This window comes from Amycolatopsis sp. CA-126428 (genome assembly GCF_002904335.1).
Classification (GTDB): domain Bacteria; phylum Actinomycetota; class Actinomycetes; order Mycobacteriales; family Pseudonocardiaceae; genus Amycolatopsis.
In genome coordinates this window covers 186,884-212,457 of the sequence record NZ_PPHF01000155.1, presented here as the reverse complement: position 1 = coordinate 212,457, position 25,574 = coordinate 186,884, and the positions used below count along the sequence as shown (strand labels likewise).

At 72.4% G+C, this 25,574-nt stretch carries 26 protein-coding genes; 15 read left to right on the top strand and 11 right to left on the bottom strand.

The genetic code is table 11. From position 1 onward, the window contains the following. Window positions 1-267 precede the first annotated feature (267 nt). Both C2L58_RS48925 and C2L58_RS39555 read left to right on the top strand, forming a co-directional pair. Entirely contained in the window at window positions 268-828 is a 561-nt protein-coding gene (locus C2L58_RS48925; RefSeq protein ID WP_146073760.1) for a hypothetical protein, read from the top strand. A gap of 8 nt (window positions 829-836) precedes the next feature. Next, window positions 837-1,754, top strand: a complete 918-nt coding sequence (locus C2L58_RS39555; RefSeq protein WP_103342728.1) for a hypothetical protein — start codon at window positions 837-839, stop codon at window positions 1,752-1,754. Window positions 1,755-1,814: 60 nt separating this feature from the next. On the opposite strand, the gene C2L58_RS39550 is transcribed toward C2L58_RS39555, so the two are convergent. Next, a complete protein-coding gene (locus C2L58_RS39550; protein ID WP_103342727.1) occupies window positions 1,815-2,636 on the bottom strand; it encodes a hypothetical protein in 822 nt (273 codons plus the stop codon). A 622-nt stretch (window positions 2,637-3,258) separates the two neighbouring features. On the opposite strand from C2L58_RS39550, the gene C2L58_RS39545 reads away from it, so the two are divergent. Further along, window positions 3,259-4,749, top strand: a complete 1,491-nt coding sequence (locus tag C2L58_RS39545) for a right-handed parallel beta-helix repeat-containing protein (protein WP_103342726.1) — start codon at window positions 3,259-3,261, stop codon at window positions 4,747-4,749. Between the two features lie 9 nt (window positions 4,750-4,758). Here C2L58_RS39545 and C2L58_RS39540 read toward each other — a convergent pair whose 3' ends face one another. Both C2L58_RS39540 and C2L58_RS39535 read right to left on the bottom strand, forming a co-directional pair. Next, window positions 4,759-5,262, bottom strand: a complete 504-nt coding sequence (locus C2L58_RS39540) for a hypothetical protein (protein ID WP_103342725.1) — start codon at window positions 5,260-5,262, stop codon at window positions 4,759-4,761. A gap of 16 nt (window positions 5,263-5,278) precedes the next feature. Continuing rightward, complete coding sequence (locus C2L58_RS39535) at window positions 5,279-6,703, bottom strand: amidohydrolase family protein (protein ID WP_103342724.1); 1,425 nt, start codon at window positions 6,701-6,703, stop codon at window positions 5,279-5,281. Between the two features lie 204 nt (window positions 6,704-6,907). On the opposite strand from C2L58_RS39535, the gene C2L58_RS39525 reads away from it, so the two are divergent. From C2L58_RS39525 to C2L58_RS39505, 5 genes are all read left to right on the top strand, one after another. After that, window positions 6,908-7,720 (top strand): IclR family transcriptional regulator domain-containing protein, encoded by an 813-nt coding sequence (locus C2L58_RS39525; RefSeq protein ID WP_103342722.1) that lies wholly within the window; start codon window positions 6,908-6,910, stop codon window positions 7,718-7,720. A gap of 121 nt (window positions 7,721-7,841) precedes the next feature. Then, the gene (locus C2L58_RS39520; RefSeq protein ID WP_103342721.1) at window positions 7,842-8,999 is read left to right on the top strand and encodes a CaiB/BaiF CoA transferase family protein; all 1,158 of its coding nucleotides are present in this window, start codon (window positions 7,842-7,844) and stop codon (window positions 8,997-8,999) included. After that, window positions 8,992-9,783, top strand: a complete 792-nt coding sequence (locus C2L58_RS39515) for a citryl-CoA lyase (protein WP_103342720.1) — start codon at window positions 8,992-8,994, stop codon at window positions 9,781-9,783. The genes C2L58_RS39520 and C2L58_RS39515 overlap by 8 nt, the downstream gene beginning before the upstream one ends. An 11-nt stretch (window positions 9,784-9,794) precedes the next feature. Continuing rightward, on the top strand, window positions 9,795-10,655 hold the full coding sequence (locus C2L58_RS39510) for a dioxygenase family protein (protein ID WP_103342719.1): 861 nt from the start codon (window positions 9,795-9,797) through the stop codon (window positions 10,653-10,655). Then, complete coding sequence (locus C2L58_RS39505) at window positions 10,652-11,587, top strand: quinone oxidoreductase family protein (protein ID WP_233226191.1); 936 nt, start codon at window positions 10,652-10,654, stop codon at window positions 11,585-11,587. Before C2L58_RS39510 ends, C2L58_RS39505 begins: the two co-directional genes overlap by 4 nt. Window positions 11,588-11,636: 49 nt before the next feature. Here C2L58_RS39505 and C2L58_RS49545 read toward each other — a convergent pair whose 3' ends face one another. The 3 genes from C2L58_RS49545 to C2L58_RS39490 all read right to left on the bottom strand — a co-directional run bounded on the left by C2L58_RS49545 (window position 11,637) and on the right by C2L58_RS39490 (window position 14,598). Beyond that, on the bottom strand, window positions 11,637-11,804 hold the full coding sequence (locus C2L58_RS49545) for a hypothetical protein (RefSeq protein WP_158264233.1): 168 nt from the start codon (window positions 11,802-11,804) through the stop codon (window positions 11,637-11,639). A gap of 444 nt (window positions 11,805-12,248) precedes the next feature. Further along, the gene (locus tag C2L58_RS39495; protein ID WP_103342717.1) at window positions 12,249-12,782 is read right to left on the bottom strand and encodes a carboxymuconolactone decarboxylase family protein; all 534 of its coding nucleotides are present in this window, start codon (window positions 12,780-12,782) and stop codon (window positions 12,249-12,251) included. Between the two features lie 100 nt (window positions 12,783-12,882). After that, on the bottom strand, window positions 12,883-14,598 hold the full coding sequence (locus C2L58_RS39490; RefSeq protein ID WP_103342716.1) for a glycosyl hydrolase family 18 protein: 1,716 nt from the start codon (window positions 14,596-14,598) through the stop codon (window positions 12,883-12,885). A gap of 275 nt (window positions 14,599-14,873) precedes the next feature. Between C2L58_RS39490 and C2L58_RS39485 the strand changes: the two genes are divergently transcribed. The 3 genes from C2L58_RS39485 to C2L58_RS39475 are packed head-to-tail and all read left to right on the top strand — an operon-like array spanning window position 14,874 to window position 18,809. Next, window positions 14,874-17,459, top strand: coding sequence for an FtsX-like permease family protein (locus C2L58_RS39485; RefSeq protein WP_103342715.1), 2,586 nt, complete (start codon window positions 14,874-14,876; stop codon window positions 17,457-17,459). Beyond that, complete coding sequence (locus C2L58_RS39480; protein ID WP_103342714.1) at window positions 17,452-18,144, top strand: ABC transporter ATP-binding protein; 693 nt, start codon at window positions 17,452-17,454, stop codon at window positions 18,142-18,144. The genes C2L58_RS39485 and C2L58_RS39480 overlap by 8 nt, the downstream gene beginning before the upstream one ends. Continuing rightward, complete coding sequence (locus tag C2L58_RS39475; RefSeq protein ID WP_103342713.1) at window positions 18,141-18,809, top strand: ABC transporter ATP-binding protein; 669 nt, start codon at window positions 18,141-18,143, stop codon at window positions 18,807-18,809. The genes C2L58_RS39480 and C2L58_RS39475 overlap by 4 nt, the downstream gene beginning before the upstream one ends. Here the strand turns inward: C2L58_RS39475 and C2L58_RS39470 are convergent. Continuing rightward, entirely contained in the window at window positions 18,790-19,992 is a 1,203-nt protein-coding gene (locus C2L58_RS39470) for an FAD-dependent monooxygenase (RefSeq protein ID WP_199191661.1), read from the bottom strand. The genes C2L58_RS39475 and C2L58_RS39470 overlap by 20 nt on opposite strands. 143 nt (window positions 19,993-20,135) lie before the next feature. Here C2L58_RS39470 and C2L58_RS39465 point away from each other — a divergent pair, with 143 nt between their 5' ends. Next, entirely contained in the window at window positions 20,136-20,489 is a 354-nt protein-coding gene (locus tag C2L58_RS39465) for a VOC family protein (RefSeq protein WP_103342711.1), read from the top strand. Here the strand turns inward: C2L58_RS39465 and C2L58_RS39460 are convergent. After that, on the bottom strand, window positions 20,486-21,325 hold the full coding sequence (locus C2L58_RS39460) for an oxidoreductase (RefSeq protein WP_103342710.1): 840 nt from the start codon (window positions 21,323-21,325) through the stop codon (window positions 20,486-20,488). The two genes, C2L58_RS39465 and C2L58_RS39460, sit on opposite strands and share 4 nt — an antisense overlap. 97 nt (window positions 21,326-21,422) lie before the next feature. Here C2L58_RS39460 and C2L58_RS39455 point away from each other — a divergent pair, with 97 nt between their 5' ends. After that, on the top strand, window positions 21,423-22,325 hold the full coding sequence (locus C2L58_RS39455; RefSeq protein ID WP_103342709.1) for a LysR family transcriptional regulator: 903 nt from the start codon (window positions 21,423-21,425) through the stop codon (window positions 22,323-22,325). 98 nt (window positions 22,326-22,423) lie between these two features. On the opposite strand, the gene C2L58_RS39450 is transcribed toward C2L58_RS39455, so the two are convergent. Next, window positions 22,424-23,053 (bottom strand): FMN-dependent NADH-azoreductase, encoded by a 630-nt coding sequence (locus C2L58_RS39450; protein WP_103342708.1) that lies wholly within the window; start codon window positions 23,051-23,053, stop codon window positions 22,424-22,426. A 62-nt stretch (window positions 23,054-23,115) separates the two neighbouring features. Between C2L58_RS39450 and C2L58_RS39445 the strand changes: the two genes are divergently transcribed. Further along, window positions 23,116-23,748 carry a TetR/AcrR family transcriptional regulator gene (locus C2L58_RS39445; protein ID WP_103342707.1) on the top strand — a complete coding sequence of 211 codons (633 nt, stop codon included), beginning with the start codon at window positions 23,116-23,118 and terminating at the stop codon, window positions 23,746-23,748. 52 nt (window positions 23,749-23,800) lie between these two features. Beyond that, window positions 23,801-24,880: a GDSL-type esterase/lipase family protein gene (locus tag C2L58_RS39440; protein ID WP_199191660.1), complete on the top strand. Its 1,080-nt coding sequence runs from the start codon at window positions 23,801-23,803 to the stop codon at window positions 24,878-24,880. Between the two features lie 147 nt (window positions 24,881-25,027). On the opposite strand, the gene C2L58_RS39435 is transcribed toward C2L58_RS39440, so the two are convergent. Together C2L58_RS39435 and C2L58_RS39430 are read right to left on the bottom strand one after the other, a co-directional pair. Beyond that, window positions 25,028-25,327, bottom strand: coding sequence for a hypothetical protein (locus tag C2L58_RS39435; RefSeq protein ID WP_013226701.1), 300 nt, complete (start codon window positions 25,325-25,327; stop codon window positions 25,028-25,030). Beyond that, window positions 25,314-25,538: a hypothetical protein gene (locus C2L58_RS39430; protein WP_086852548.1), complete on the bottom strand. Its 225-nt coding sequence runs from the start codon at window positions 25,536-25,538 to the stop codon at window positions 25,314-25,316. Before C2L58_RS39430 ends, C2L58_RS39435 begins: the two co-directional genes overlap by 14 nt. Window positions 25,539-25,574: the final 36 nt, after the last annotated feature.

The following is a 25,574-nucleotide window of genomic DNA, read 5'->3' as shown; positions in this document are numbered from 1 at the left end:
GGCGGACCTCCTCGCACTGGCGGTGCGTCCACGATGATCGCGACCGGGCGCCCCGGCCAGCCGCGCAGCGGCAAACCTTCGGGTACACCCGGCTGCCCGTATGGGCAACGCCCGCCGCCGCGGTCCGGCGCTTCAGCGCAACCGCGGCCGGCGCCCGGACCCCGTTCACGTCCGATCTTGTAACCGGGCCCGGTGCCGGGACGACTACCGCTTCAAGAGAACGAGGTGGCGCGCATGCGACGGATTCAAGAGAACGAGGTGGCGCGCATGCGACGGATTTCCGGCCCGGCCGGCCTGGCCCTGGGCCTGCTGGTGGCCGGCTGCGGCGGTCCAGCACCACCGGGGACGCCGACGCCGCTCGCCACCGGCACCGCGACCACGGCCTCGGCCTCGGCCGCCGAGTCGGCCACCGACGGGAGCGAACCCGCGTCGACCGCCGCTCCGGGGAGTTCGCCGGGGACCGTGGTCTCCCGGACCGCCGGGTCGTCCACCGCGAAGACGTCCCGCAAGCCGCCGACGCCGAAGTCCACCCCCACGACGGCGAAACCGCCGGCGAAGGGGTCGCCCGTGCGGACCGCGCCGATCGAGATCATCGGTACGTCGTACGCCGCACTGGGACCGGTGACCGAGGCGCAGCTCGCGGACGAGTGCGGTGGCACCCTCTGCGTCACGCTGCGGGAGACGATCGAAGGACCGCCGGACCCGAGGCAGGACTGCACGGTCAAGCGGATCATCCAGTCGGTGCCGATCTACCGCGGCGACACCATCACCTTCGTGCTTTCCGACCCCTGCGGGGACTTCACCGAACCACCCGAACCCACCGGCTAGCGGCGGCGATGGCGAACCGGCTCCGGTCCCTGCGGCCCCCGGCCCCTCCGGCGGAGGCGAAGCCCGAAAGCCCGTCGAAGGCGCTGCGCGTGCTCGGCTCGGTGCTCGCGCCGACGACCGTGCTGACCGGGCTGCTGTTCTTCTTCGGCCGCCAGCACGCCAACTGGCTCCTCGACTACTTCGGCGTCCCGCTCTCGACGACCGGCCTGACCGCGCAGGACTACCTGGTCCGCAGCGCGGACGGCCTCTTCGCCCCGATCGCCGTCGTGCTGGCCGCGGTGTTGACGCTCCTGTGGCTGTACCGCTTCCTGCGCGCCCGGCTCGGCGACGCGGCGTGGGAGCGGCTGCTCCGCCTGGCGACCCCGGTGGCCGTCGGCTGCGGGCTGGCCGGGTTCGCGGTGGCGGCCGTCGGCGTGGTGCGTCCCGAAGCGTTCGCCTCGTCGTACTCGGTGCCCGGCGCCGGGCTCTCCCTCGGCGTCCTGTTCCTCGTGTCGGCCTCGCGCCTGCTCGCGGTCTGGGCCCGGCAGCCGCTGCCGGCCGCGGTCGCGACGGCCGAGTGGCTGGCGGCGTTCGCGCTGGTCAGCGTGGGTCTCTTCTGGGCCGTGGCCGACTACTCCGCTTCGGTCGGCGTCGGCCGGGCCATCCAGATCGAGGCGGCGCTCGGGGGGCCGCCGGAGACCGTCCTCTACAGCGCGAAGAGCTTGAACCTCACCGCGCCGGGTGTGCGCGAAACCGCCTGCCGCAACCCGGACACCGCCTATCATTACCGGTACACCGGGCTGAAGCTCATCCTGCAGTCCGGCGGCCAGTACTTCCTCCTGCCCGTGCAGTGGCACAAGGCCGACGGGACCGCCGTGGTACTGCCGCGCACCGACTCCCTGCGGCTGGAGTTCACCCCGGCCGCGGACCCGGACGCACCCTGCTGAGCGAGCCGGGTCCGCGCGGTGCGGACCCGGCTCGCTCAGCCTCGGCTGCGATCGGGAGCGTCAGCCCCGGTCGTAGTCGAAGTCGCTGTCCGCGTCGTGGTCGGCCCAGACGTCGTCGTCGTCCGTGGCGTCGGCCACCGCCGTGACCGAGTGGGCGGCGGCACCGCCCACACCCGCCGCGGTGTACCAGGCGTGGTAACCCGCGTAGTCCGGCACGGCCACCGCGTGCGCACCCTCCGACGATGCGCCGTACGGGCCGGCCGTGTACTTCTCCGCGTCGTACGTGGCGTGGTGCTCACCCGCGTGGCTGACGACGTGCGCCGAGGTGGCGCCGTCCGCCCCGGCCGAGTGCTGCTCGGCGTAGTAGCCCACGTCGTCGGCGTCATCGTCGTTGTCGTCGGCGGCGTAGACCGGGTGGACGACGTAGCCGGCCGGCTCCTGGTCCACCGGGTCGGGGTGGCTCATGACGTGGTGGTGCTCGGTCACGTCGTGGTCGTAGTCGCCGTTGACGTAGTGGTGGTGGCCGCCGTCGTCGCCGTCGTAGTCGCAGTCGTCGTCCCCGTCGTGCCAGCCGCCCTGCGCCGGGTGGTGCCAGGCGTGGTTCCAGCCGTCGTCGCCGGACTCGCCGCTGTGCGTGACGTAGGCGCCGCCGATGCCGGCCACGGCCGAGTCGGAGTCCGACCAGTGGTGTCCCCACCAGGTCGTGCCTTCGTCGGTGTCGGTCGTGCCCGCGCCGCCGATGCCGGCCCAGCTGCTGGAGCTTTCGGCGCTCCAGGAGTCGTTCGGCCAGCCGAGCGGCTGCGCCGTCGACGGCCCGGCGATGACGAGGGAAAGCGGCAACGCGAAAGCGCCGGCGACTGCCAGTCGTCGCAATGTGGACATGATTTTTCGGGGTTCCTTCCTGAGTGCGGCAACCGGGTTTCATTCGGGGCCCGGACGCCGGGGCAGAAGTTCTGTCCGATAGGTGACGTTACCGCCCCCATGGGGTCTCGATGCGGCTTTGACCTGCGCAAATACCCGATCGGTGCGTCGGTACGCACCGAGTGGAGGACAGTCCGGGAATGGGGTCGGACCAGCCTAGTTCGCCGCAGCCGGAGTGGCCGGAATGAATGGCGGGAAATCACTCGCTCAGGTAGTCCTCGGTTTAGCGGAAAGAACCGTGGTCCCCGGACGGGACGGGACGGCTCGGCGGGCACGGCGGGGGCCACCGCGGCCGCCGTCGGCCGGTCGCCCGCGGCCGCGCTCGGCCGGGCGGGCGCCCGGAGCGCGGCAGGCGGCCCACCCGCGGAGGGCCGGATGGGTGTCCCGAGCGCCGCATCGGCGGCGAATTCCGGCCACGAGCCGCCGCCGGGCCACGGTAACAGAACCGTCCACCGATTGTTCCCACGGTATTCACAGTCGTGGAGTAATCACTGGTTTTTTCGGTACCTGGTACACCCGAAAAGCGCAGGAATGGACTCGTTCGGCCCAAGCCGTTGCGCGGTCAATTGCGTAGGTTCACGGCATGTCGCCGATCAGATCCATTCTGGCTGTCGTTCTGCTGGCCGCGTTCGTGGTGTCGCCCGGCCCGGCGGTGGCCGCCGCCGAAGTGACGCCCGGGCCGGTGTGCGATCACCAGCCACTGGCCAACACGACGGCCCCCGCGGGCGCGGTCGCCATCGACGCCGCGGTGCCCGGCGACCTCTACCACAAGTCGCAGGAGTCGCCGCCCGGCACGACGTTCTGGCTGCCCGCGGGCACGCACCTGCTGGCGGCGGACCCGTTCGGCCAGGTCATCCCCAAGGACGGCGACGTCTACCTCGGCGCCCCGGGCGCGGTGCTCGACGGCCAGGGCATCAACCGCGCGGCCTTCACCCAGCAGGCGAAGGACGTCGTCATCCGCGGGCTCACCATCCAGAACTTCGTCGCCCCGCAGGACCAGGGCGTCGTGAACCACGATTCCGGCGAACATTGGATCATCGAAAACACCACCGTGCAGAACAACAAAGGCGCGGGAATCATGGCCGGTGCCCGCCAGGAGGTGCGGCACAGCTGCCTGCGCAACAACGGGCAATACGGCATGAACGCCTACCGATCGGACAGCACGATCACCGCGCTGATCATCGAAGGCAACGAAATCTCGGGCAACAACACCGACGACTGGGAAACGCGCAGCCCCGGGTGCGGCTGCAGCGGCGGGGTCAAGTTCTGGGTGGTCGACAAGGCCGACGTCCGCGGGAACTGGATCCACCACAACCACGGCGCCGGGCTCTGGGCCGACACCGACAACAACGACTTCCTGGTCGAGAACAACCTCATCGAGGACAACGACGCCGAGGCGCTGTTCTACGAGATCAGCTACAACCTCGTGTTCCGCGACAACGTCCTGCGCCGCAACAGCCTGGTGGCGGGCAAGCGCCGCGCGGACCGCGGTGACAACTTCCCGGTGGCGAGCGTCTACCTGTCCGAGTCGGGCGGCGAGCCGCGGGTGCCGGCCCGGACCCACCTCATCGACATCTACGACAACACCTTCGAGGACAACTGGTCCGGCATCACCGCCTGGGAGAACGCCGACCGGTTCTGCAACAGCCCGGCCAACACCTCGATCAACACCTGCACCAAGCTCGTCGCCGACCGGACGCAGTGCTCGGCGCCCGGCATCGCGTCGCCGCCGCTGTACGACGACTGCCGCTGGAAGACCCAGCTGGTCGAGGTGCACGACAACACGTTCCGCTTCGACCCGGCCCACGTCGGCTGCACGAATGGGTCCTGCGGCAAGATGGCGCTGCTGTCCAACTGGGGGACGTACCCGTCCTGGTCGCCGTACCAGGGCAAGGTCGTCCAGGACGCCATCACCCGCGACCAGGGCAACTACTGGTTCAGCAACTCCTACTACGGCCCCTGGAAGTTCGTCCCGGGCGACACGTCCCGGATCCTGACGGCCGACGAGTGGCAGTCGACCCCCTGGTACCAGGACAACTGCGCGACCTTCGACGACGTGATGCCGCGCTGCTGAGCACCGCGCTCAGCGCGCGGAGGCGCCGGAAAGCAGGCCCAGCACCGCGGCGGACTTCGCTTCGTCCAGGAACCGCAGGCCCATGAAGTTGTCGCCGGGGTTGAAGCCGGGCAGCGCCCAGATCGCCTCGTAGGGCAGCTCGACGCGCCGGTAGCGGCGCAGGCTGTAGACGTTGCTGAACAGGCACCTGCCCGGGTCCGGGTTCCAGAGGCGGCGCGCGAAGGCGGGGTTGCGGAACCCGTGGCCCACCTCCGCCGCGGCCCGGACGTGCTTGCGGCCGGTGAAGAGCACGACGTCGCCGGTGGTCACGGTGTCCATCCGGCGGTCGTACTTGTCCTTCGCGCCCCAGAACCGGGCCCGGCCGCCCGGGTGCAGGGCGTCGAGGCGGGCGAGGTCCGCGGGCTCGAGCAGGTCGGCGAGCTCGCGGAAGGCCACGGTCAAGTCGAGGGTTTCCGCGCCGTAGCGGCGGGCGTCCGCGGTGCCGTAGGCGGGTTGGACGAAGACCTGGGCCACGGTGGGAAACGGTAGCTCAGCCGCCGTGGGTGGTGTCGCTCTGGTAGTCGGTGTAGGTGTACGGGTTGTCGAGGATCTTCGCCTCCGGGACGTCGGGGTTCATCCCCTGCTGCCACGCCTCCTCGCCCAGCTGGGCGCGCAGGTGCTCCACCGTCCCCTCGACGTGCCGCCGGACGGCGGGCAGGTCGACGCCGGCCAGCTTGCCGTCGCGCTTGACCACCCGGCCGCCGACCAGCACGGTGTGGACGTCGGCGCGCTGGGCCTGGAACGCCACGTGACCATAAGGGTTCAGCAGCGGGAACGACACCGGCGAGTCGTCGTTCTTCAGCAGCACGACGTCGGCCTTCTTGCCGACCTCCAGGCTGCCCAGGTCCGAGCGGCCGAGAGCCGCGGCACCGCCGCGGGTGGCCCACTCCACCACCTGTTCCGCGCGCAACGCCGCGTGCGTCACCGTTTCACCCTTGGCGTGGGCCTCCAGGTGCTCCCGGGACCGGTCGGCGCCCAGGGTGGCGCGCATGGCCGAGAACAGGTCGCCGCTCCACCACACCGAGGTGTCCATCGACAGCGACACCGGGATGCCGTACTGGCGCAGCGCCCAGGTGGGCGGATAGCCCTGGCCGGCGCTCTGCTCGCTCTCGGTCGAGACCGACACCGACCCGCCGGTGGCGGCGATGCGGTGGTAGGAGTCGGCCGACAGCGAGGCGCCGTGGACGTAGATCGTCTCGGGGGTCATGAACCCGTGGTCGTACATCAGCCGGATGCCGTCGTCGCCGGTCGCGCCCCACACGCCGGCGTGCGTGGTCACCGGCACGCCGAGGTCACGGGCCACTTCGAAGGCCGGCTTCTCGGGGAACGCCGGGTCGCCGGTGACGTCGAAGGCGAGCTGGAAGTCCTCGAGGCCACCGTCGCCACCCGTGCGCCGGGAGACGAAGTCGCGGAACTCCCCCGTGCCCGTCCAGTTCGCCGGGGCGTCCTGGATGTTGCCGTAGGCCAGGACGAACCGGCCGGGCACGGCTTCGAGCGCGTCGGCCGCCGCGTCGGCGTGCCGGGTGGTCTGCAGGCCGTGGGACCAGTCGACGGTGGTCGTGACGCCGGCTTCCAGGGCTTCCCACGCGCCGAGCAGGTTGCCCGCGTAGATGTCCTCGGGGCGGAACACCTTGCCCCACTCGAGGTAGTACCAGACGAAGTACTGGGTCAGCGTCCAGTCGGCGCCGTAGCCGCGCATGGCCGTCTGCCACAGGTGGCGGTGGGTGTCGATCATCCCGGGCATGACGATGCCGCCGGAGGCGTCGATCTCCGTCGTGCCCGCCGGGACCTCCAGGGCGGGCCCGATCGCGGTGATCCGGTCGCCTTCGACGAGGACGTCTTCGCCGGTGAGGACGCGGCGCGCGTCGTCGAGGGTCAGCACGGTGCCACCCCGCAGGACGATCGATCCGGACATGACTGCCTCCATTACGAACACTGCGTACACTTGTCCGCTCCACGGACACTCGGTGGGTGAAGTCACCTTTGCCCAGTGCCGCGCCGGTGTCAATCCCCGCGGCTACGCTGCGGTAACACCCGGAGCTTCGCTCCGAGCCGGGGGCTCCGCCACCCGGACCCCCGAAAGATCGCCGGTCAGGACCATCGGAGAGGGAGGTGGCGCATGCCACGCGAGGGAACCGGTCCCGATTTCATCGAAGCGCTGGCGCGCGGGCTCGAAGTGATCACGGCGTTCGGGCCGCACCGGCCGGAGATGACGCTCGCCGAGGTGGCCACCGCCACCGGGCTGGCCCGCCCGACCGCCCGCCGGATCCTGCTCACCCTCGAAGAACTCGGCTACGTCCGCACCGACGGGCGCGGCTACGCCCTGACCCCGCGCGTGCTCGACCTCGGCGTCGCCTACGTGCGCTCGATGGGCCTGTGGGACGTCGCCCGGCCGCACCTGGAGCGCCTGGTCGCCCGCACGAACGAGTCGTGTTCGATCGCCCAGCTCGACGGCTCGGACATCGTTTACGTCGCCCGGGTCGCGGTGCCGAAGATCGTCGGCCTGAGCGTGCAGATCGGTACCCGGTTCCCGGCGCTGCCGACGTCATTGGGCAAGGTCCAGCTGGCGGCGCTGCCGCCGGAGGAGCTGGAGGCGGTGCTCGCGGAACCGACCCGGTCGGGGCTGGTGCCGCGCTGGCAGCCGGAGCGCGCCGAGCGCGACGCCGAACTGCGCGAGGTCCGCGCCCGCGGCTGGGCGCTCACCGACGAGCAGCTCGCGCTGGGCATCCGGTCGGTGGCCGCGCCGCTGCGCGACGGGTCCGGGCGGGTGATCGCCGGGGTCAACGTCAACTGCCACGCCGCCGAGACCCCGGTCGAGAAGCTGCTGGAGCACCACCTGCCGCTGCTGCTGCAGACCGCCGGCGAGATCAGCGCGGACTTCGCCCGCCTCGACGCCGTCCCCCACGCGGTCGTGAGTGGTAAGGCGGGTTAGAAGCCGCCTTACCACTCACGACGGCCGCGGCAGGCTCATGACCGGCGCCTTGACCGGGACCCAGCCCTGTCGCAGACTGGCGGACAACAGTCCGACAGACGGACAGGAGTGGAGGCGTCGCGTGGAACCACCCCCCGGCCCGCTGTCCGGGCTGCTGGTCGCGGACTTCTCCCGGGTGCTGGCCGGCCCGTACGCCACGATGCTGCTCGCCGACCTGGGCGCCGACGTCGTCAAGGTGGAGGGGCCGCAGGGCGACGAGACGCGCACGTGGATGCCCCCGGTGCGCGGAGACGTCTCGACCTACTACCTCGGCGTCAACCGCGGGAAGCGGTCCATCGCGCTCGACCTGCGCGACGAGGCCGACGCCGTCGTCGCGCGCGAGCTGGCGGCCCGCGCGGACGTGCTGATCGAGAACTTCAAGCCCGGCGGGCTGGCCAAGTACGGCCTGGACTACGAGACGGTCCGCCGGGCCAATCCCGGCAGCGTCTACGCCTCGATCAGCGGGTTCGGGGCCGGCGAAGGCGCGCACGTGCCGGGCTACGACCTGATGGTGCAGGCGATCTCGGGGCTGATGAGCCTGACCGGCGATCCGGACGGCCCGCCGTACCGGGCCGGGATCTCGGTGTTCGACGTCATGGCGGGCAACCACGCGGTGATCGGCATCCTGGCCGCGCTGCGCCACCGCGACGCGACCGGCGCGGGCCAGCACGTCGAGGTCAACCTGCTGTCCTCGGCGCTGACCGGGCTGGTCAACCACAGCTCGGCCTTCGCCGCCGGTGGCGTGGTGCCGTACCGGATGGGCAACGCCCACCCCAGCGTGTTCCCTTACGAACCGCTGCCGACCGCCGACGCCGACCTGATCGTCGCCGCGGCCAACGACGGGCAGTTCCGCCGGCTGTGCGAGGTCCTCGACCTGCCCGAGGTCCCGGACGACCCGCGGTTCGCCCGCAACGCCGACCGCACGAAGAACCGCGAAGAGCTCCGGCCGCTCCTGGTCGAGCGGCTGGCGAAACGCGGTGCGGTGGACTGGTTCGACGCGCTGACGAAGGTCGGTGTCCCGTGTGGACCGATCAACACGATCGACGGCGGGTTCGCGATGGCCGAACGCTTCGGCCTCGACCCAATCGTCGAGGTCGGCGCCGGCGACCGCGCGGTCCCGACGACCCGCCACCCCATCCGGTTCTCCGCGACCCCGGCCGGCTACCGGCTGCCGCCGCCGGAGCTCGACGAACACGGCGCCGAACTGCGGGCGTGGCTGACGGAGGCCGCCGATGGCTGACCCGGTCTACGAAACCGCCCTCGGGGCGTCCACGAAGGACAAGATCACCCTGCTCGGGCAGGACCTGGCCGAAGACGTCATGGGCACGGTCGGTTTCGGCGAGCTCGCCTTCTGGCTGGCGACGCAACGACGTCCGTCCAAAGGGGAAACAAGGGTCTTCGAGGCGGTGCTGGCCGCGCTGGCCGACCACGGCTTCACCCCGACCGCGATCGTCACCCGGCTGACGTACCTGTCCGCGCCGGACTCGGTCCAGGGTGCCCTGGCGGCCGGCCTGCTGGGCGGCGGGTCACGGTTCCTCGGCGTCACCGAGGACTGCGGCCGGTTCCTGCACGACGTCCTCACCGGCGTCGAACCGCCCACCGACCAGGCGGGCTGGGACGCGCTCGCGCTCGAAACCGTCGAAAAGCGCCGTGCGGAGCGCAAGTTCGTCCCCGGCCTCGGGCACCACGTGCACAAGGACGGCGACCCGCGCACCCCGCGGCTGTTCGCCATCGCCGACGCCGAAGGCCTGCGCGGCCCGCACCTGGAGCTGTTCGCCGCGATCGGCCGGGTGCACCCGCGGGTGCTGGGCAAGACGCTGCCGCTCAACGGGGCCGGCGTCTGCGGCGCCGCGCTCGCCGACCTCGGGCTGCCGCTGGAGCTGCTGCGCGGGTTCGCGCTGCTGGCCCGCACCGCCGGGCTGATCGGCCAGCTCGCCGAGGAGCTGCGCCACCCCGTCGCCAACGACATCTTCCTGTCCGTCGACCTGAACAACCGGTCGGTCCCGCCGGATCCGCACGCGTGAGAGGAACGCCGATGCAGCTGGTCACCGAGGACAACATCACCGAGCTCGCCGCGCAGCGCTGGGCGAGCGCGCACGACCCGCGGACGGCCGAGGTGATGTCGGCGCTCGTCCGTCACCTGCACGCCTTCGCCCGCGAGGTGCGGCTGAGCGAGCCCGAGTGGATGGCCGCGATGCGGTGGCTGACCGAGACCGGGCGGATCAGCGACGAGAAGCGGGAGGAGTTCATCCTCGCCTCCGACGTCCTCGGCCTGAGCATGCTGGTGGTGCAGATGAACCACGCCTTCGACGCGAAGGCGACCCCGGCCACCGTGCTCGGCCCCTTCCACATCGAGGGTTCGCCGGAGAAGGAGTTCGGCGGCGACATGTCCGACGGCCTGCCCGGCACGCCGCTCTACGTCACCGGCACGGTCCGCGGCCTGGACGGCTTCCCCGTCGTCGGCGCGGTCCTCGACGTCTGGCAGGCCGACGAGGAGGGCGCGTACGAGTCGCAGGTCGCCGACGTCGACGAGGCCCGGCTGCGCGCGAAGTACACCAGCCGCGCCGACGGGACCTACTGCCTGCGCACCATCGCGCCGAAGGGGTATTCGATCCCGATGGACGGCCCGGTCGGCGCGCTCATCCGGGACACCGACATCAGTCACTTCCGGCCCGCCCACGTGCACTTCCTGATCAACGCCGCCGGGTTCGAGCCGCTGATCACGCACCTGTTCCAGGAGGGCGCGCAGTACCTGGACAGCGACGTCGTGTTCGGCACGAAGCAGGAGCTGGTGGTCGCGTTCGAGCCGCGCGAGCCCGGGCCGACGCCGGACGGCGGCGAATCGGCGGAGCCGTGGCTCGAGGCCCGGTACGACTTCGTCCTGCAGCCGGTGTGATCGCGGCCGAGATCCGGACGCCCGGGCAACCCCCGGTGGTGGCCGAGCGCGCGGAACCGGCACCCGGGCCCGGTGCGGTGGCCGTGCGGGTGACGGCGGCGCCGATCACCCCGCTCGACCTGCTCTGCGCATCCGGCACGTCCTACTTCGGCGTGCCCGCCACGCCTTATGTGCCCGGAGTGCAGGGCGTGGGGGTGCTGGCGGGGAAGCCGGTCTGGTTCGCCACGGCGGCGGGCATGCGGCCCGGGGACGGCAGCATGGCCGAGTACGCCGTGGCCGCGCCCGCCGACGTGGTCACCCTGCCGGAGGAGGCCGATCCCCCGCTCGTCGCGGCGCTCGGGCTGTCGGCCGTCGCGGCGTGGAGATGCCTGACCGGCACGGGAGAACTCTCCGCGGGTGAGACGGTGCTGGTGCTCGGCGCGGGTGGGGTGGTCGGGCAGTCGGCCGTCCAGTTCGCGCGGGTGGCCGGGGCGGGCCGGGTGGTGGCGTGCGCGCGGTCGGACGCGGCACTCGACCAGGCCCGCCGGCTCGGTGCGGACGGCACGGTCCGGCTCGAGGACGGCGAAGACGCCGAAGGGCTGGCGCGGCGGCTCGGCGCGGCGGCCGGGCCGGTCGACCTGGTGATCGACCCGGTGTGCGGGCTCCCGGCCGCGGCGGCGCTGCGCACCTTGCGCCCGGGCGGCCGGCTGGTCAACCTCGGCAGCGCGGCCGGCGAGGTGTGCGCGGTGCCCTCAGCCGTCCTGCGTGGCCGGTCGCTGCGCATCCTGGGTTACACGAACAACGAGCTCACCGCCGACGAGCGCCGCGAAGCGCTGCTGACCGTGGTGGCGCAGACGATGACGGGCGCGCTGACGGCCGGCTACGAGCGCGTCCCGCTGCAGGACGCGGCCCGGGCGTGGAACCGCCCGGGCCGCGTCGTGCTGGTGCCTTAGGACACCCGGAGCGGGTTTCCCAGGACACCGTGGTCCTCGACCACTTCGGTCACTGACCCCCAGGACCGGGTTGCGGCACATCGCCGATGTAGGGACCGCTGCCCACCCCGCCGACCGGCGACGGGTCGTTCGGGGGTCCGCTCGTCGCGGACGCCGCGGGGGCGAGCACGGCGAGCGCGGCCGCGGTGAGCAAAGCGGCAGCTACAGCACGTTTCATCGTCAGGCTCCTTCGCGTTCCCCCGCATTGTGCCGGTTCCGGCTTCCAAACCGCTTCCGAATCCGGAAAGCCGTCGCGAGCCTCACCGCGCGGTGCCGCTGCAGGTCGTGGATCAGCCAGTTCTGGTCGCACGCCCGGGTGGTGCCGGGGAACTCCGCCTCGGTGCCGTACTCGATTTCCGCGACCCACGCCGGGTCCCCAGGGGTCTGTGGAGTTGACGATCACCAGCCGCTCCCCGATCGGTGCGGCCGTCTTGACCGGGAAGTCGGCCGGGGCCTGCCCGCACTTCGCGCCGTCCGGGATCCGGAACCGGACGGCGGCCCGGATGCCGTCGCCGATCTCGGTGAACTCGACGTGCGGTCCGACCGCACAGGTGGGCAGCTCGACATCGAAGTCCCCCCTCAACGTTGCCGGCGGGGGCCTATCCGACGTCGGAGCTCCGGTTCAGCCGCCGTAACCCTCGGCGGCCAGCGCCTTCCCGATCTGCTCGTAGGCCGCGGGGTCGTCCGGGGCGACCGTGGCGAGGCCGTCGACGTAGCGGTTGTACATGCAGAACGCGGCGGCGATCAGGACCGTGTCGTGCAGTTCGACGTCGGTGGCGCCTTCCGCGCGGGCCGCCGCGACCAGTTCGGGCGTCACGGCGCGACCGGTCTCGCGGGTGGCGAGGGCGATCCGCAGCAGCGCCTTCACCTTCTCCCCCACCGGTGCGTCGTCGATCCCGGCGCAGGCCGCGTCGACCACCGCGCGGCCGCCGTCGAGGGTCTCGGCCGCCGCGGCGGCGTGGGAGCCGTGGCAGAAGCGGCACTCGTTGCCGTTCGACACGACCGCCGCGATCAGTTCGCGCTCGCCGACGGTCAGGCTGCCCGGGCCGCGCAGCAGCGTCTGCGCCAGGTGGTTGAGCGGGACGGCGGTCTCGGGGCGGAAGGCCATCAGCGACCGGATGCCGGGCAGCTGCGGGTCGAGCGGGATGTGCGGCATCGATTCCTCCTGGTGGGCGAAAGATCGTCCCCCGCAGTCTCGCGGCCCGCGGCGGCCCGGCCAACCTCCGTGTTGCTCAACCGGGCCGCCGCCGAAAGCCTTAGCCGACCGAGAAATCGTCGGCGTAGACGGCACTTTGGCCGTACCAGCCGTGGACGTACACCGTCACCGCACCGGACGCGCCGGTCGTGAACGGCACCGACAGCCGCGTCCAGCCGCTGCTCGAAGTCCACGCGCTCGCGGTGGCCCCGCCGCGGACACCGACGTAGGCGTAGCTGCCCTGGACCCACGCCGTGAGCGTGTAGGCGTGGTTCGCGGCGAGCGTGACGTTCTGCGCCGCTTCGCCGGTGGCCGACGCCGAGGGCGACACCTGCAGCGCGTGGGTGCCCGAGTGCGCCGGCGAGGCGACGACCGCGTCGCCGGGGCCGGTCCACGGGCTCAGCGTGCCGGTTTCGAAGCCGCCGTTGACCACTCCGCCCGCGGGCGGGGTGCCCTTGACGGTGAGGGTGAAGGTGGTGCTGTGGCGGCCGGAGGCGGCGGTGCCCGTCACGGTGAGCGGGTAGCTGCCGGGGACGGCGGCCGAGGTGGTGCCGACCGAGAGCGTCGCACTGCCGCCCGCGGTCACCGAACCGGGGCTGACCGACGCGGTGACGCCGGCGGGCGCGCCGGTGACCGACAGCGTGACCTGCTGGGCGGAGCCGGACGTCACGGCGGTGGTCACCGTCGCCGACGCCGAGCCACCCGGGTCCACCGCGGCCGAAGCCGGGCTTGCGGCGAGGGAGAAGTCGTTGCCGGGCACGGACGTGCCGCCGGTGAAGGGCTCGAACGCGTGGCTGAAGAACCAGGTGTCCTGGGCGATGCCGGAGCAGTTGTCCGCCGCCGCGCCACCGGGGCAGCTGCCGTTGTCGCGTTGCAGCGCCCAGAAGGAGAGGGTGTTGATGCCCTTGGCGACGGCCCAGTCGTAGACGGTGGCGGCGTCGGCGGTGGTGAAGGTCTCGGCCGGGCCGAAGTCGTCGACGCCGATCATCTCGGTGATCCCGACCGTCGCCCACAGCTGCGCCTGCGGTTTGCCGGGGTAGAGCGTGCCCAGCTGCGAAACCAGGCCGTTCGCGGCGGTCTGGGTGTCGGTGGCCATCTCGTGGGCGGCGTTGTCGTAGTAGTCGAAGGTCATCATGTTGACGACGTCGACGCGGGTGCCGTTGGTGACGGCGTTGCGCAGCACGGCCAGGCCGCTGTCGGCGAGGCCGCGGGTGGTCGTGGGCAGGGTGTAGGAGATCTGCAGCGAGCGCCCGGAGGCCGCGGCCCAGTCCTGGACCTTCTTGATGGCCTTGTTGCGGCGGTCGATCCCGGCGGAGCTGGTCAGCGAGTTGTCCTCGATGTCCATGTCCAGGCGGGGGACGTCGTAGGTGGTGATCACCGACTCGTAGGCCGCGGCGATCGAATCGACGTTCGTGCAGCTGTCGGCGATTTCGGTGCCGGTGTTGTCGGCGGTGTAGCCGCCGAAGGACGGGATGACGTCGCCGCCGCGGGAGCGGATCGTGGCGATGTCGGCCCCGAAGGTGCCGGTGGCGACCGGCATCCCGGTGTCGCCGTTCCAGTACACCGTGCAGGAGCCCTTGGTGGCGGCCTGCAGGAACGCCATGGTGAGGTGCTTGGCGCCGGACTGCTGCGCCAGCGCGGCGGGGCTCTCGCCGGTCCAGGCCTCGAAGTACGGCGCGAAGACGTGCGCGGGCAGCGGCGTGGCGGCGTGGGCGGTTCCGGCGGCGGCGACCAGTGAACCGGCCGAGAACGCCGCCAGGGCCAGGGAAACGGACAATCGGGAGAAAGATCTGCGTCGACGCATCTGCGCTCCAGAGCCGGCGGGGAGCCGTGCGGCGGCGGAGCACGGCGGGAACACCTTCAGGATTGGATCAGACCAATCGGCCCGTCAAGGTCTAGACCACTAAACAGGCCGGATGGCGGTAGTGATTGCACCCGGGCGCGAACACATGGGGTGAGCAACGATCGGAACAAAAACGTTCCAACTACCGCGGGTCACCGGTAGCGTCCTGGTCCATGCGGGTGAAGTGGGGGAAGAATGGACGACGCACAGTGACCAAGCCGTGGCGGGCGGCCCCGAAGGCCGCCCTCTCCAGCCCGCTGACGCTGGTCGTGGCGGCCGTGACCGCACTGCTGGCGTGTTTCCTCGGCAGCGCCGCGGTGCTGCAGGCGTCGGCGGCCGGCGGCGCGGCGGTGCGGTACCAAACGGGCATCACCTGCCCGGACAGCTACGGCCCGATGTTCGGCAAGGGCAACATGCCGGTGCGGGACATCCCCGCCGTGACCGGCGCCATCCAGCGGCACGCGGCCGCCCACGGGTTCGGCGCGCCCGTCGTCGGCCAGTTCACGAACGTGCTGCGGGGTGCCGAGTTCAACGGCGACCCGCACTACAAGATCCGCCTCGGCTACCGCGACCAGGCAGGCCTGGACAACCTGACGCTGCGGCAGGGCGCGCGCACGCCGGGGCTGTGGCTGGGCAACGTGGTGGCCGACGCCGAGCACATCGGCGTCGGCACCAAACCGAGCCTCCAGGGCATCCCGCTGCCGCCGATCACCGGCATCTACGGCGACCTGCTCGACCCGCCGCCGCGGTGGTGGTGCTCCCAGCAGTCCGGGGCCGTGATCGACCGGCTGGTCGACGACCCGATCGACTCCATCGTCTTCGCCACCGACCGCAAGACCTTCGACGACGCGATCCAGGCGATCGGGCTGCCGACGATGCAGTACTTCCACGTCTCCTTCTACGAGCCGGCGCCGACGACGCTGAGCGCGGCGGAGGACCTGCTGCAGCGGTCGCAGGACCTGGTCGCCGACGTCCGCGCCGACCTGACCGCCCAGGGGCTCGGTTCGCTGATCGCCGCCGACGTCCCGACGTTCCAGCGTTCGGTGCAGATCTCCCGCCAGGCGCAGGACAACGTGTTCGTCTCGATCCTGCCGCTCGCGCTGATCAGCGTCCTGGTCGGCTGCGCGGGCCTCGGCACGGTCGCCCTGCAGTGGTACCAGCGGCGGCACCCGCAGCTGCGGCTGCTCTCCGCGCGCGGCAGCGGCCCGGCGGCGCTCGGCGGGCTCGCCGTCGCGGAACTGGGCCTGCCGATCCTGCTCGGCGGAGCGGCCGGCGCGGTCGCCGCGCGGCTGCTGCTCGGCGTGTACGGCCCGCCCGGCAGCCCGGATCCGGCAGCCGAGCTGCGCGCCGCCGGCGTCGCGGCCGTGACGTTGGCGGTGTCGCTGGCGCTGCTGGCGCTGGTCGTCGCGGTGCGGGTGCACCGGGAGTTCGAGCTCGGCCGGATCCGCCGCGGCAGGAGCAAGCAAGTGCGGCTGCTGGCCTACTTCCCCTGGGAGCTGGCGACGGCGGGCATGGCGTGGCTGGGCTGGACCCGCCTGGCGCACTACGGCACGACGTCACGGCTGGGCAATCCGCTGCCGCAGGTGGACCCGCTGGCCCTGACCTACCCGGTGTTCGTGGTGCTGACGGTGGGGCTGCTGACCGCGCGGCTGGCGTGGCTGGCGCTGCACGCCTCGCACCGGGCCCGGTTCTGGTCGCGCCCGGCGCTGCAGCTGGCGATCCGGCGGCTGGCCGGCGCCCGCGCCCCGGTGACCGGGGTGCTCGTCATCGGCACCCTCGCGATCGGGACGCTGGCCACCGGGATCGGCATCGCCGACGGCCAGGAGGAGGCCCTCGACACCAAGTCGGCGATCTTCGTCGGCAGCAACGCCCGCCTCGACACCGACAGCCCGATCGGCATGGGCCAGGTCCCGATGCCCGCGTCGCTGGCGGGGACCAGCACGGTGGTCGGCGAGCTGACCGGGACCGGCAGCGTGGTGCTGGTGGTCGACCCGGCGACGTTCACCCGCGGCGCCGCGGTGGACCGCGTGCCCGGCGACGACCTGGCCGGGCTGCTCGAGAAGATCTCGCGGCCGGACCCGCGCGGCACACCGGTGCTCCGGGTCGGGCACACGGCCAAGCAGGACGCCCGGCTGCCCGACGGCCTGCCCGACGCGGTCGTCGCCGGGGACCTGCCGGTGTTCCCGATGATCGGCACCTCCCCCGGTTACGTCGTCTCGCGCACGGTGCTCAGCCACGCGCAGCTGGACGGCATTCCGAAGTGGAGCGTGCTGACGACGGCGCCGATGGCGGAGGCGACCGCCGCGCTGCGCGCGGCGGGGGTGTACCTCCCGAACCGGATCAGCCGCGAGTCCGCTTTGGACGGTCTGCCGTTCTTCGTGGTGTCGTGGACGTTCTCGTTCGTGGCCCTGCTGGGCGCGGTGCTCGGCGTGGTCGCGATCCTCGCGCTGCTCGTGGCGGTCGAAGTCCGGCGGCGGCAGAACGCCCTGGCCGGGGCGCTGGTGCTGCGGATGGGCATGCGGCCGCGGACGCTGCTGGCCAGTCACCTGATGGAGCTGGGGGCGCTGAGCGGGCTGGCGATCGTCGTCGGCGTCGTGTGCGGGGTCTCGGTGGCGGGCTTGTCGGTGCCGCGGTTCGACCCGGCGACCTTCCTCGCGCCGCGTTCGGAACTCCCGGATCCGCTGCCGTTCGTGCTGACCGTCGTCGCGATCGGCGTGGCGGTGGTCGCGCTGGCCGGCTGGATCGCGGTGCGCTCGGTGCGCACCGCCCGGACCGCGGAGCTGATCCGTGCCTGAGAAGCCCATCTTTTCCCTGCGCGGCATCGGCGTCGACTACCCGACGCCCGCCGGGCTCGTCACCGGGGTCGACGACGTCAGCCTCGACGTGCCCGCGCGCGGGATGACCGTGCTCGCCGGCCCCTCGGGGTCGGGGAAGTCGACGCTGCTGCGGGTGCTGGGGCTGTTCGAGCAGCCCGCGCGCGGCACGCTGACGTTCCAGGGCGCCGACGTCCGCCGGCTCAAGCACCGCGAGCGGCGGGCGTTGCGGCGCCACCACCTGGGGCTGGTGTTCCAGAACCCGGCCGACAACCTGCTGGGCTACCTGACCGTGGCCGAGAACCTGCACGCCGCGGCCGAGGCCGCCGGGACCGAGTGCGCGGCGGACGACATCCTCGGGCAGCTGGGCCTGCACGGCACCGGCAGCTGGAAGATTTCGGCGCTGTCGGGCGGGCAGCAGCAGCGGCTGGCGTTCGGGTGCGTGCTCGCCGCGCGCTCGACGGTGATCCTCGCCGACGAGCCGACGTCGCAGCTGGACGAGGCGTCGGCCGACCTGGTGCTGGACACCCTGCAGTACCTGGTGGACCAGGATTTCGCGGTCCTGGTCGCCTCGCACGACGAACGCCTGATCGACCTCGGCGCGCGGGTGGCCCGGCTGCACAAGGGCGCGCTCGAAGGCATCGAAGAACGGGAGCTGCCGGCATGACACTCGTGGAAGCGGTCGGGCTGCGCCGCAGTTTCGCCCACCCCAGCGGCGACATCGAGGTGCTGCGCGGGCTGGAACTGCGCGTCGGCGCCGGTGAGCTCGTGACGGTGTCGGGCCGGTCGGGATCGGGCAAGAGCGCGCTGCTGGCCCTGCTGTGCGGGTTCGACTCCCCCGACTCCGGCTGCGTGCTGCTCGACGGCGTCCCGATCAGCGGCGCGCCGCCGTGGCACACGTGCGCGGTGCTGCCGCAGGCGCTCGGGCTGGCCAACGAGCTGACGATCGCCGAGAACGTCGCCCTGCCGCTGCGGCTGCGCTCCGACGTCCCGCGCCCGGCGCCCTCGGCGATCGCCGAGCGGGTCACCGGCCTGCTGGACGAGCTGGGCATCGGCGAGCTCGGCGACCGCTACCCGTTGGAGGTCTCCTTCGGGCAGCAGCAGCGGGTGGCGCTGGCCCGCGCGGTCGCCGGCCGGCCACGGGTCCTGCTCACCGACGAGCCGACCGCCCACCTGGACGCCGGCTCGACGCCCCGCGTGCTGCGGCTGCTGCGCCGGTGTGCGGAGGAAGGAGCGGCGGTGATCGTCGCGACGCACGACGACGAGGTGCACCGCATCGCCGACCGCCGCGTCCGCCTCCTCGACGGAGTCCTCACCGCCCTGCTGGACTGACCGAAGCCCGCGCATCCGGCACACCGGCATAACCCGGCAGCGCGGCACCGTTGATCGCACGCTCGATCAGCGGCATCAGCGCCACCATGTCGAGCTCGGCGTCCTCGGCGTCCGCCCCACGGCTCCGGATGTGCAGCCGGCCGATTTCCTGGTTGGCCTCGACGTACGAGCGCATCCGCTGCTCGTAGCCGGCGAACCCGGCCTCGGGGTCCCACCCGGCGGCGGCCAGTTCGCCGGCCAGCAGGTAGGCGCCGATCAGGGCCAGCCCGGTGCCGCCACCGGACATCGGCGACGAGCAGAAGGCCGCGTCGCCGATCAGCCCCACCCGGCCGGCCGACCAGCGGTCCATGACCACCTGGGCGACCTGGTCGAGGTAGAAGTCCGGGGTGTCGTCCAGGTGCGCGAGGATGCGCGGGGTCTGCCAGCCCAGGCCGGCCATCCGCTCCCGCAGCAGGTTCTTCTGCGCGTCGATGTCGCGGTAGTCGACGTCGAAGCCGGCCGAGGGGAAGGACAGCATGGCCATCGCCCGGGTGGGGTCCTTGAGGGGCCGCAGGCCGGCGGAGCGCCCGGACGCGGGGTCCTGGTGGTCGATCATCCAGCGATCCAGCCCGAATTCGTTGGGAACGCTGTAAAAGGCCAGCACGAGCCCGAGGTGGCGGACGAACCGCTCGCGCGGCCCGAAGACCATCGCGCGCAGTGCGGAGTGCAGCCCGTCGGCCCCGATCACCAGGTCGAAGCGCCGCCGGGCGCCGCTCGCGAAGGTGACGTCGACCCCGTCCGCGTCCTGGGTGAGCTCGGCGATCCGGTCGCCGAAGACGTATTCGGCGGCACCGCGGGTGTCTTCGTGGAGGATCTCGGACAGGTCCCCGCGCAGGATCTCGATGTCCGCGATGAACCCGTCGCCGCCGTCGTCGTCGGCGCTGAAGGTCTCCAGCACGGTGCCGTCGGCGTCCACGGTGTGCGCACCGGCGGTCTCGGTGCGGGCCGCGCGCACCGCCGCGTCGAGCCCCATCCGCTTGATGATCTCCTTGGCCACCCCGCGCGCATCGACCGCCTGCCCGCCGGGGCGCAGCCCGGGGGCCCGCTCGACCACGGTCACCTCGGCGCCCCGCCGGCACAGCCAGTGGGCGAGCGCCGGCCCCGCGATGCTCGCTCCGGCCACCAAAACCCTGTTCCCGCTCATCGCGGTTCCCCCCATCGCCTGTCCGGATGACGGTCGGGAGTGTAGCGGCCGCGGCAACCGATCAGGAATCGAGAAGCGCTGTTCAGCGGTCCGCGAATAGCGTCGCCGACGTACCGCAGACCACGACTTCAGGAGCACCGAAGATGAGCACCCAGGGGATCAAGACCGTCCTGCACCCCGTCACCGACCTGGCCGCCGCCAAGGCCGTGTACACCGCGTTGCTCGGCATCGAGCCGCAGGCCGACGCGCCCTACTACGTCGGCTACGACGCCGGAGGCCAGCACATCGGCCTGGTGCCGAACGGGGCGCAGCAGGGCATGACCGGGCCGGTGACCTACTGGCACGTCGGCGACATCGAGGCGAAGCTCGCCGAGGTGACCGCGGCGGGCGGGAAGGTGAAGGACGAGCCGAAGGACGTCGGCAACGGGCGCCTGGTGGCGACCTTCACCGACGCCGACGGCAACGTCCTCGGCCTGCTGCAGGACCCGCTGGGTTAATCGAGCGCGGTGGCCCGGCTGACCTCCTCCCAGGCGGCCAGGTCCGCCGCGACGGCCTCGTGGTGGGCGCGGATCGCTTCGACGGCGTCCGCGCCCAGCGCGAGCCGCAGCGGCGCGTCGTCGCTGCCGGCCGCGCGGACGATCGCCGCGGCCGCCTTGGCCGGGTCGCCGGGCTGGGTGCCGTCCATGGTGTCGACCGCTTCACGCGTTCCGCCGGTCGACACCGCGTAGGCGTCGATCGTGCGGGAGCGGTGCATGCGGCCGCCGCCGAACTCGGTGCGGAAGGCGCCCGGCTCGACGATCAGCACCCGCACCCCGAACGGCGCCACCTCCGCGGCCAGCGCCTCCGAGATGCCTTCCAGGGCGAACTTCGCCGCGCAGTAGGCGCCGTAGCCGGGCGGGGACAGCTGGCCGCCCATCGAGCTGATCTGCACGACCGTGCCGCTGCCCTGCGCGCGCAGGTGCGGCAGCACCGCCTTGGTGACCGCGACCGCGCCGAAGAACATCACGTCCATCAGCTCGCGCAGCTCGGCCAAGGTGAGTTCTTCGACCGCGCCGACCGAGCCACTGCCGGCGTTGTTGACCACGACGTCGATCCGGCCGAACGCCTCGAGCGCGGCCTGCACCGCCGTGTCGATCTGCCCGGCGTCGGTGACGTCGAGGGCCGCGGTCCGGAGCCGCTCGCCGCCGCGTTCCCGCAAGTCATCCAGGGTTTCCGGGCGGCGGGCCGTGGCCAGCACGCGGTCGCCGGCGGCGAGGGCGGCCAGCGCGATCTCCCGGCCGAAGCCGGCGGAGCAGCCGGTGATCAGCCAGACGCGGCCGTCGGTGTTCGTCATCTTCGTTTCCTCCCAGTGCTTTCCTCCGTTCCATCCTGGGGATGATCACGGCCGCGGCGCCAACACCGATGTCCTGCCGCGGCTACAGTCGGAGCCTGTGACCCCCGAGTTGCGGCAGCTCCGCTACTTCGTCGCCGTCGCCGAAGCGACCAGCTTCACCCGCGCCGCCGCCGGCCTGCACCTCGCGCAGCAGTCGCTGTCCCAGCAGATCACCGTTTTGGAACGGGCCCTCGGCGTGCGGCTGTTCGACCGCGACGCGCGCGGGGCGCGGCTGACCGCCGTCGGCCGGCTGTTCCTGCCCGAGGCCCGCGCGGTGCTGGCCCGGGCCGAAGAAGCCGTCGCGACGCTCGGCCGGGCGGTGCGCGGCGAGATCGGCGACGTCCGGCTCGTCTTCCTCGCCACGACGGCGAACTACCTGCTGCCGCCGGTGGTCCGCGCGGTGCGGGAGCGGCTGCCCGGGCTGGCGGTGACGACGGCGGAGGCGTCGATCGCCGAGCTCGTCGACGGCCTGCGCGAGGGCCGGTTCGACCTGGCGTTCACCCGGCCACCGCTGGTCGGCGACCTGGTTTCCCGGACGCTGCTGACCGAGGAGGTGTGCGCGGTGCTGCCCACCGGCCACCCCTTGGCCGGGCGTGCCTCGCTGAAGCTCGCCGACCTGGCGGACGAGCCGTGGGTGCTCACCCCGCGCGGCAGCTGGGAGCCGTGGCACCGCGGCTACGACGACGACTTCGCCGCGGCCGGTTTCACCCCGCGGGTGGTGCAGCGGGCCACGACCGTGCAGGGCCTGCTCGGACTGGTCGCGGCCGGCGTCGGCGTCACCCGGCTGGCCCGTTCCTCGCACAGCCTGCGCCGCACCGGCGTGGCGTTCGTGCCCCTGGACGGCGATGTCGCCCGCACGGAACTGGTGTGGGTGCCGGGCAACGACAACCCGGCGGTACGGGCGATCGCCGACGTCGCGGCCGAACTGGCGGCGGCCGCGGACCTGACTCAGGCGGGCTGACCCGGCCCGGCCCGGCAGCGGCCGAGGCGCCTCGGTCGCGAGATCGCCGGCGGCGGCCCTGGCCCGGACGATTCGCCGTCGACGCTTCTCCTTCCGGATCAGAAGGTCTTGGCGGTGTCGCGGGCGGCTTCGCCGGCGATGCGGGCGGCTTCCCCGGCGTCGCCGGTGAGGGTGGGGTGGAACCGGATCTCGGTCACGTCGTCGATGCCGGTCCAGTTCAGCCAGCCGGTGAAGAACGGGGCCTGGAAGTCCGCGCCGAACTCCGGGCCGAGCCCGGGCGCCCACACCGCGCTGGTGTAGATGACCGCGGCGCGCTTGCCGCGGCCTTCGAGCAGGTGCCGGTAGCCGGTGGCCGGGTCGACGCCGAAGATCCAGCCGGGCTGGGACACGACGTCGACGAACTGCTTGAGCACGTACGGCACGCCGGAGTTCCACATCGGCACGCTGAACAGGATCCGGTCGGCGGCGTCGAACCGGGCGAACGCCGCCTGTGCGGCCGCCCACGCGTCGGCTTCCTCGCCCTGCGGGGTGCCGCCGCCGAAGACGGTCATCTTGGCGCGGGCCGCGGCCGGGCCGAACGCGGGCAGCGAGCCGTCCCAGAGGTCCCATTCGTCGATGTCGGCGTCCGGGTGGAGGCTGCGGTAGGTGTCCAGGAAAGTAGCTGCCAGACGCAGCGACTGGGAGTCTTCCCCTCGTGGGGACGCGGAAATGTGCAGCAGATCGGGCATGACGAGGCTCCTTGCGGGGGTGCCGGCTTCCGCCGGGCAAAGAATCGGACTAGAGTCCGCTTATGTCCTCGAACCGTAGCGGACCGCAGTCCGCTTCGTCAACGCCCACCGAGCTGCCGGTGCTCGGCGCGCCCGTCCGCGAGCGGGCGGACGCCGCCCGCAACCGGATCCGCGTTCTGGAAGCCGCCGAGAAACTCTTCGCCGAGCGCGGCGTCGACGCGGTCACCATGGACGACGTCGCGGGCGCCGCCGGCGTCGGCAAAGGCACGCTCTACCGCCGCTTCGGCGACAAGGGCGGCCTCGCCATGGCCCTGCTCGACCAGCGCGAACGCGAACTCCAGGAGCAGATCCTCACCGGCCCGCCACCGCTGGGCCCCGGCGCGGAGCCCGCCGATCGCCTCGGCGCGTTCATCGAGGCCTACCTCGAACTCCTCGACCGGCAGCTGGACCTCGTCCTGCTGTCCGAGACCGCCACGACCGGCGCCCGGTTCCGGACCGGCGCGCACACCCTGTGGCGGCAGCACTGCCGGCACCTGCTCGAAACCGGCGGCGCGGACGGCGCCGAGATCGCCACGGACGTCCTGCTCGCGGCCCTCTCCGCCGAGCAGGTCCGGCACTGGCGGCGGGACCGGGAGATCAGCTCGAAGACCCTGGCCACGTCGCTCGTCCGGCTGGTGCGGACCTGGCTGCCGTGACGCACGGTGTCCGGAGCGGGAGTCGATCACCCGGTCCGTAGAATCGACGGCGATGCGACGTCTTCGGTGGTACTGGGGAGCCCTCGTCCTCGCGTGCGTGGCCTTGCTGGCCGGGTTCTTCGTCTTTTTCGGCTCCGAAAGCGAGCCCGGGCGGCCACAGCCGCGGCCGGGCCCGCCGGGCACCGGCCCGCTCACCGTCGTCACGATGGGTGACAGCACCGTCTCGGGCGAAGGCGCCGGCCAGTACACGGCCGCCACGAACGGCCAGGGCGGCAACTGGTGCCACCGCTCCCCCAACGCCTTCGCCGGGAAGATCGCCGCCCCCGGCATCACCGCGCACGTCAACCTCGGCTGCTCCGGCGCACCCGCCGAGCAGGTCGCGCTCGGCGACGTCAAGCAGTGGACCGAGGGTTCGCAGGCGCAGCAGCTGGCCGCGCTGGTGAAGGACCACCGGGTGGCCGCGGTGGTGATCGCGGTCGGCGCGAACGACGAGCCGAAGTTCTCCAACCAGGTCAACGACTGCTTCAAGGCCTGGTTCGACGCCGGCGGCCCGCCCTGCAGCACGGCGCTGAAGCAGACCTGGCAGTCCAAAGTGGACGCCATGGTGCCGAAGGTGGCGAAGGCGGTCTCCGACGTGAAGGCGGTGCTGGCCGCCGCCGGCTACGTCCCGGCGGACTACCAGCTGATCCTGCAGTCCTACGCGGCCCCGATCGGCCCGGACCTGCCGGAGAACCTGCGCACCCTCGACGGCTGCCCGTTCCGCACCGAAGACCTGCGCTGGATCGCCCAGACCGGCATCGGTGTGCTGTCCTCCGGCCTGAAGGAAGCAGCTCGGCAGACCGGGGCCCGCTTCCTGGACCTGGCCAAGGCGGGCGTCAAGCACGAAGCCTGCAGCGGCGGCGCGAACCCGGCGACGGAGTGGTTCACCCGGCTGACGCTGCAGCTGGCCGACCTCGCCCAGGCCGAGCGCGCCGGCCACGCGCTGCAGGAGTCGTTCCACCCCAACGCCGCCGGCCACACCGCGATCGCCAACTGCCTGACGGAGTTCATCGCGGCCAAGGACGGCAACGCCTCCTGCCTGGCCGGCGCGGACGGCAAGCTCCACGCGGTCCCGGAGGTCGTGGCCCGCTGACCCCGAGGGCCGGCTCGCGTACCGGGACGGTCGGCTCGCGTACCCAGGGAGTCGGTTCGCGTACCCGGAGGGTCGGCTCACCATCCGACCCTCCAGGTACGCCAGCCGACCGTCGGGGTACGCCGGCCGGCCTTCCCGGTACGCGGGTCAGAGGTCGAGGGCGGCCCGCAACGCGATGTCGATGCGTTCCTGGACGTCCTGGTCGATCTCGGCGATCCGCTCGTCGAACCACGGGCGGTAGAGCCGGGTGAGGTTGAGCGTCGAGACCCAGTAGCGGGCGTCGACCGCCACGCCGAGGATGTCCATCGGGTCGCGGTCGAGGAGTTCGGTGCCGAGCAGCCAGGGCCGCTCGGACTCGTTCACCCCGTCCGAGGACAGCAGCACCACCGTGCGCTGCCGGGCCGGATCGGTCGGGGGGTGGTACGTCCAGACTTCACCCCTGCGCACGCAGATCCTTTTCCGCCGCGCTGCGCTCGGCCTCGTCCGATTCCGCGACGGCCGGTTCCGGCCTCTGCGGGGTGTAACCCGTGCGCACCGCCTCGCGCCTGGCCGCCTTCGACAGCCAGGACGAGACCGAGATTCCGTGGGCTTTCGCGGCTCGTTCGGCGAATTCCAGCGCGCCGCTGTCCAGCGAAAGAGTGACCTTACGTGTTGCCATACCTTTTACCGTACCAGCGCCCCGGCCGCCGGACGG

Coding starts and splice junctions, on each gene's coding strand:
- C2L58_RS48925 (WP_146073760.1), top strand. CDS start 268: ATGCGACGGATTTCCGGCCCGGCCGGCCTGGCCCTGGGCCTGCTGGTG.
- C2L58_RS39555 (WP_103342728.1), top strand. CDS start 837: ATGGCGAACCGGCTCCGGTCCCTGCGGCCCCCGGCCCCTCCGGCGGAG.
- C2L58_RS39550 (WP_103342727.1), bottom strand. CDS start 2,636: ATGTCCACATTGCGACGACTGGCAGTCGCCGGCGCTTTCGCGTTGCCG.
- C2L58_RS39545 (WP_103342726.1), top strand. CDS start 3,259: ATGTCGCCGATCAGATCCATTCTGGCTGTCGTTCTGCTGGCCGCGTTC.
- C2L58_RS39535 (WP_103342724.1), bottom strand. CDS start 6,703: ATGTCCGGATCGATCGTCCTGCGGGGTGGCACCGTGCTGACCCTCGAC.
- C2L58_RS39525 (WP_103342722.1), top strand. CDS start 6,908: ATGCCACGCGAGGGAACCGGTCCCGATTTCATCGAAGCGCTGGCGCGC.
- C2L58_RS39515 (WP_103342720.1), top strand. CDS start 8,992: ATGGCTGACCCGGTCTACGAAACCGCCCTCGGGGCGTCCACGAAGGAC.
- C2L58_RS39510 (WP_103342719.1), top strand. CDS start 9,795: ATGCAGCTGGTCACCGAGGACAACATCACCGAGCTCGCCGCGCAGCGC.
- C2L58_RS49545 (WP_158264233.1), bottom strand. CDS start 11,804: ATGAAACGTGCTGTAGCTGCCGCTTTGCTCACCGCGGCCGCGCTCGCC.
- C2L58_RS39495 (WP_103342717.1), bottom strand. CDS start 12,782: ATGCCGCACATCCCGCTCGACCCGCAGCTGCCCGGCATCCGGTCGCTG.
- C2L58_RS39475 (WP_103342713.1), top strand. CDS start 18,141: ATGACACTCGTGGAAGCGGTCGGGCTGCGCCGCAGTTTCGCCCACCCC.
- C2L58_RS39470 (WP_199191661.1), bottom strand. CDS start 19,992: ATGAGCGGGAACAGGGTTTTGGTGGCCGGAGCGAGCATCGCGGGGCCG.
- C2L58_RS39465 (WP_103342711.1), top strand. CDS start 20,136: ATGAGCACCCAGGGGATCAAGACCGTCCTGCACCCCGTCACCGACCTG.
- C2L58_RS39460 (WP_103342710.1), bottom strand. CDS start 21,325: ATGACGAACACCGACGGCCGCGTCTGGCTGATCACCGGCTGCTCCGCC.
- C2L58_RS39450 (WP_103342708.1), bottom strand. CDS start 23,053: ATGCCCGATCTGCTGCACATTTCCGCGTCCCCACGAGGGGAAGACTCC.
- C2L58_RS39445 (WP_103342707.1), top strand. CDS start 23,116: ATGTCCTCGAACCGTAGCGGACCGCAGTCCGCTTCGTCAACGCCCACC.
- C2L58_RS39440 (WP_199191660.1), top strand. CDS start 23,801: ATGCGACGTCTTCGGTGGTACTGGGGAGCCCTCGTCCTCGCGTGCGTG.
- C2L58_RS39430 (WP_086852548.1), bottom strand. CDS start 25,538: ATGGCAACACGTAAGGTCACTCTTTCGCTGGACAGCGGCGCGCTGGAA.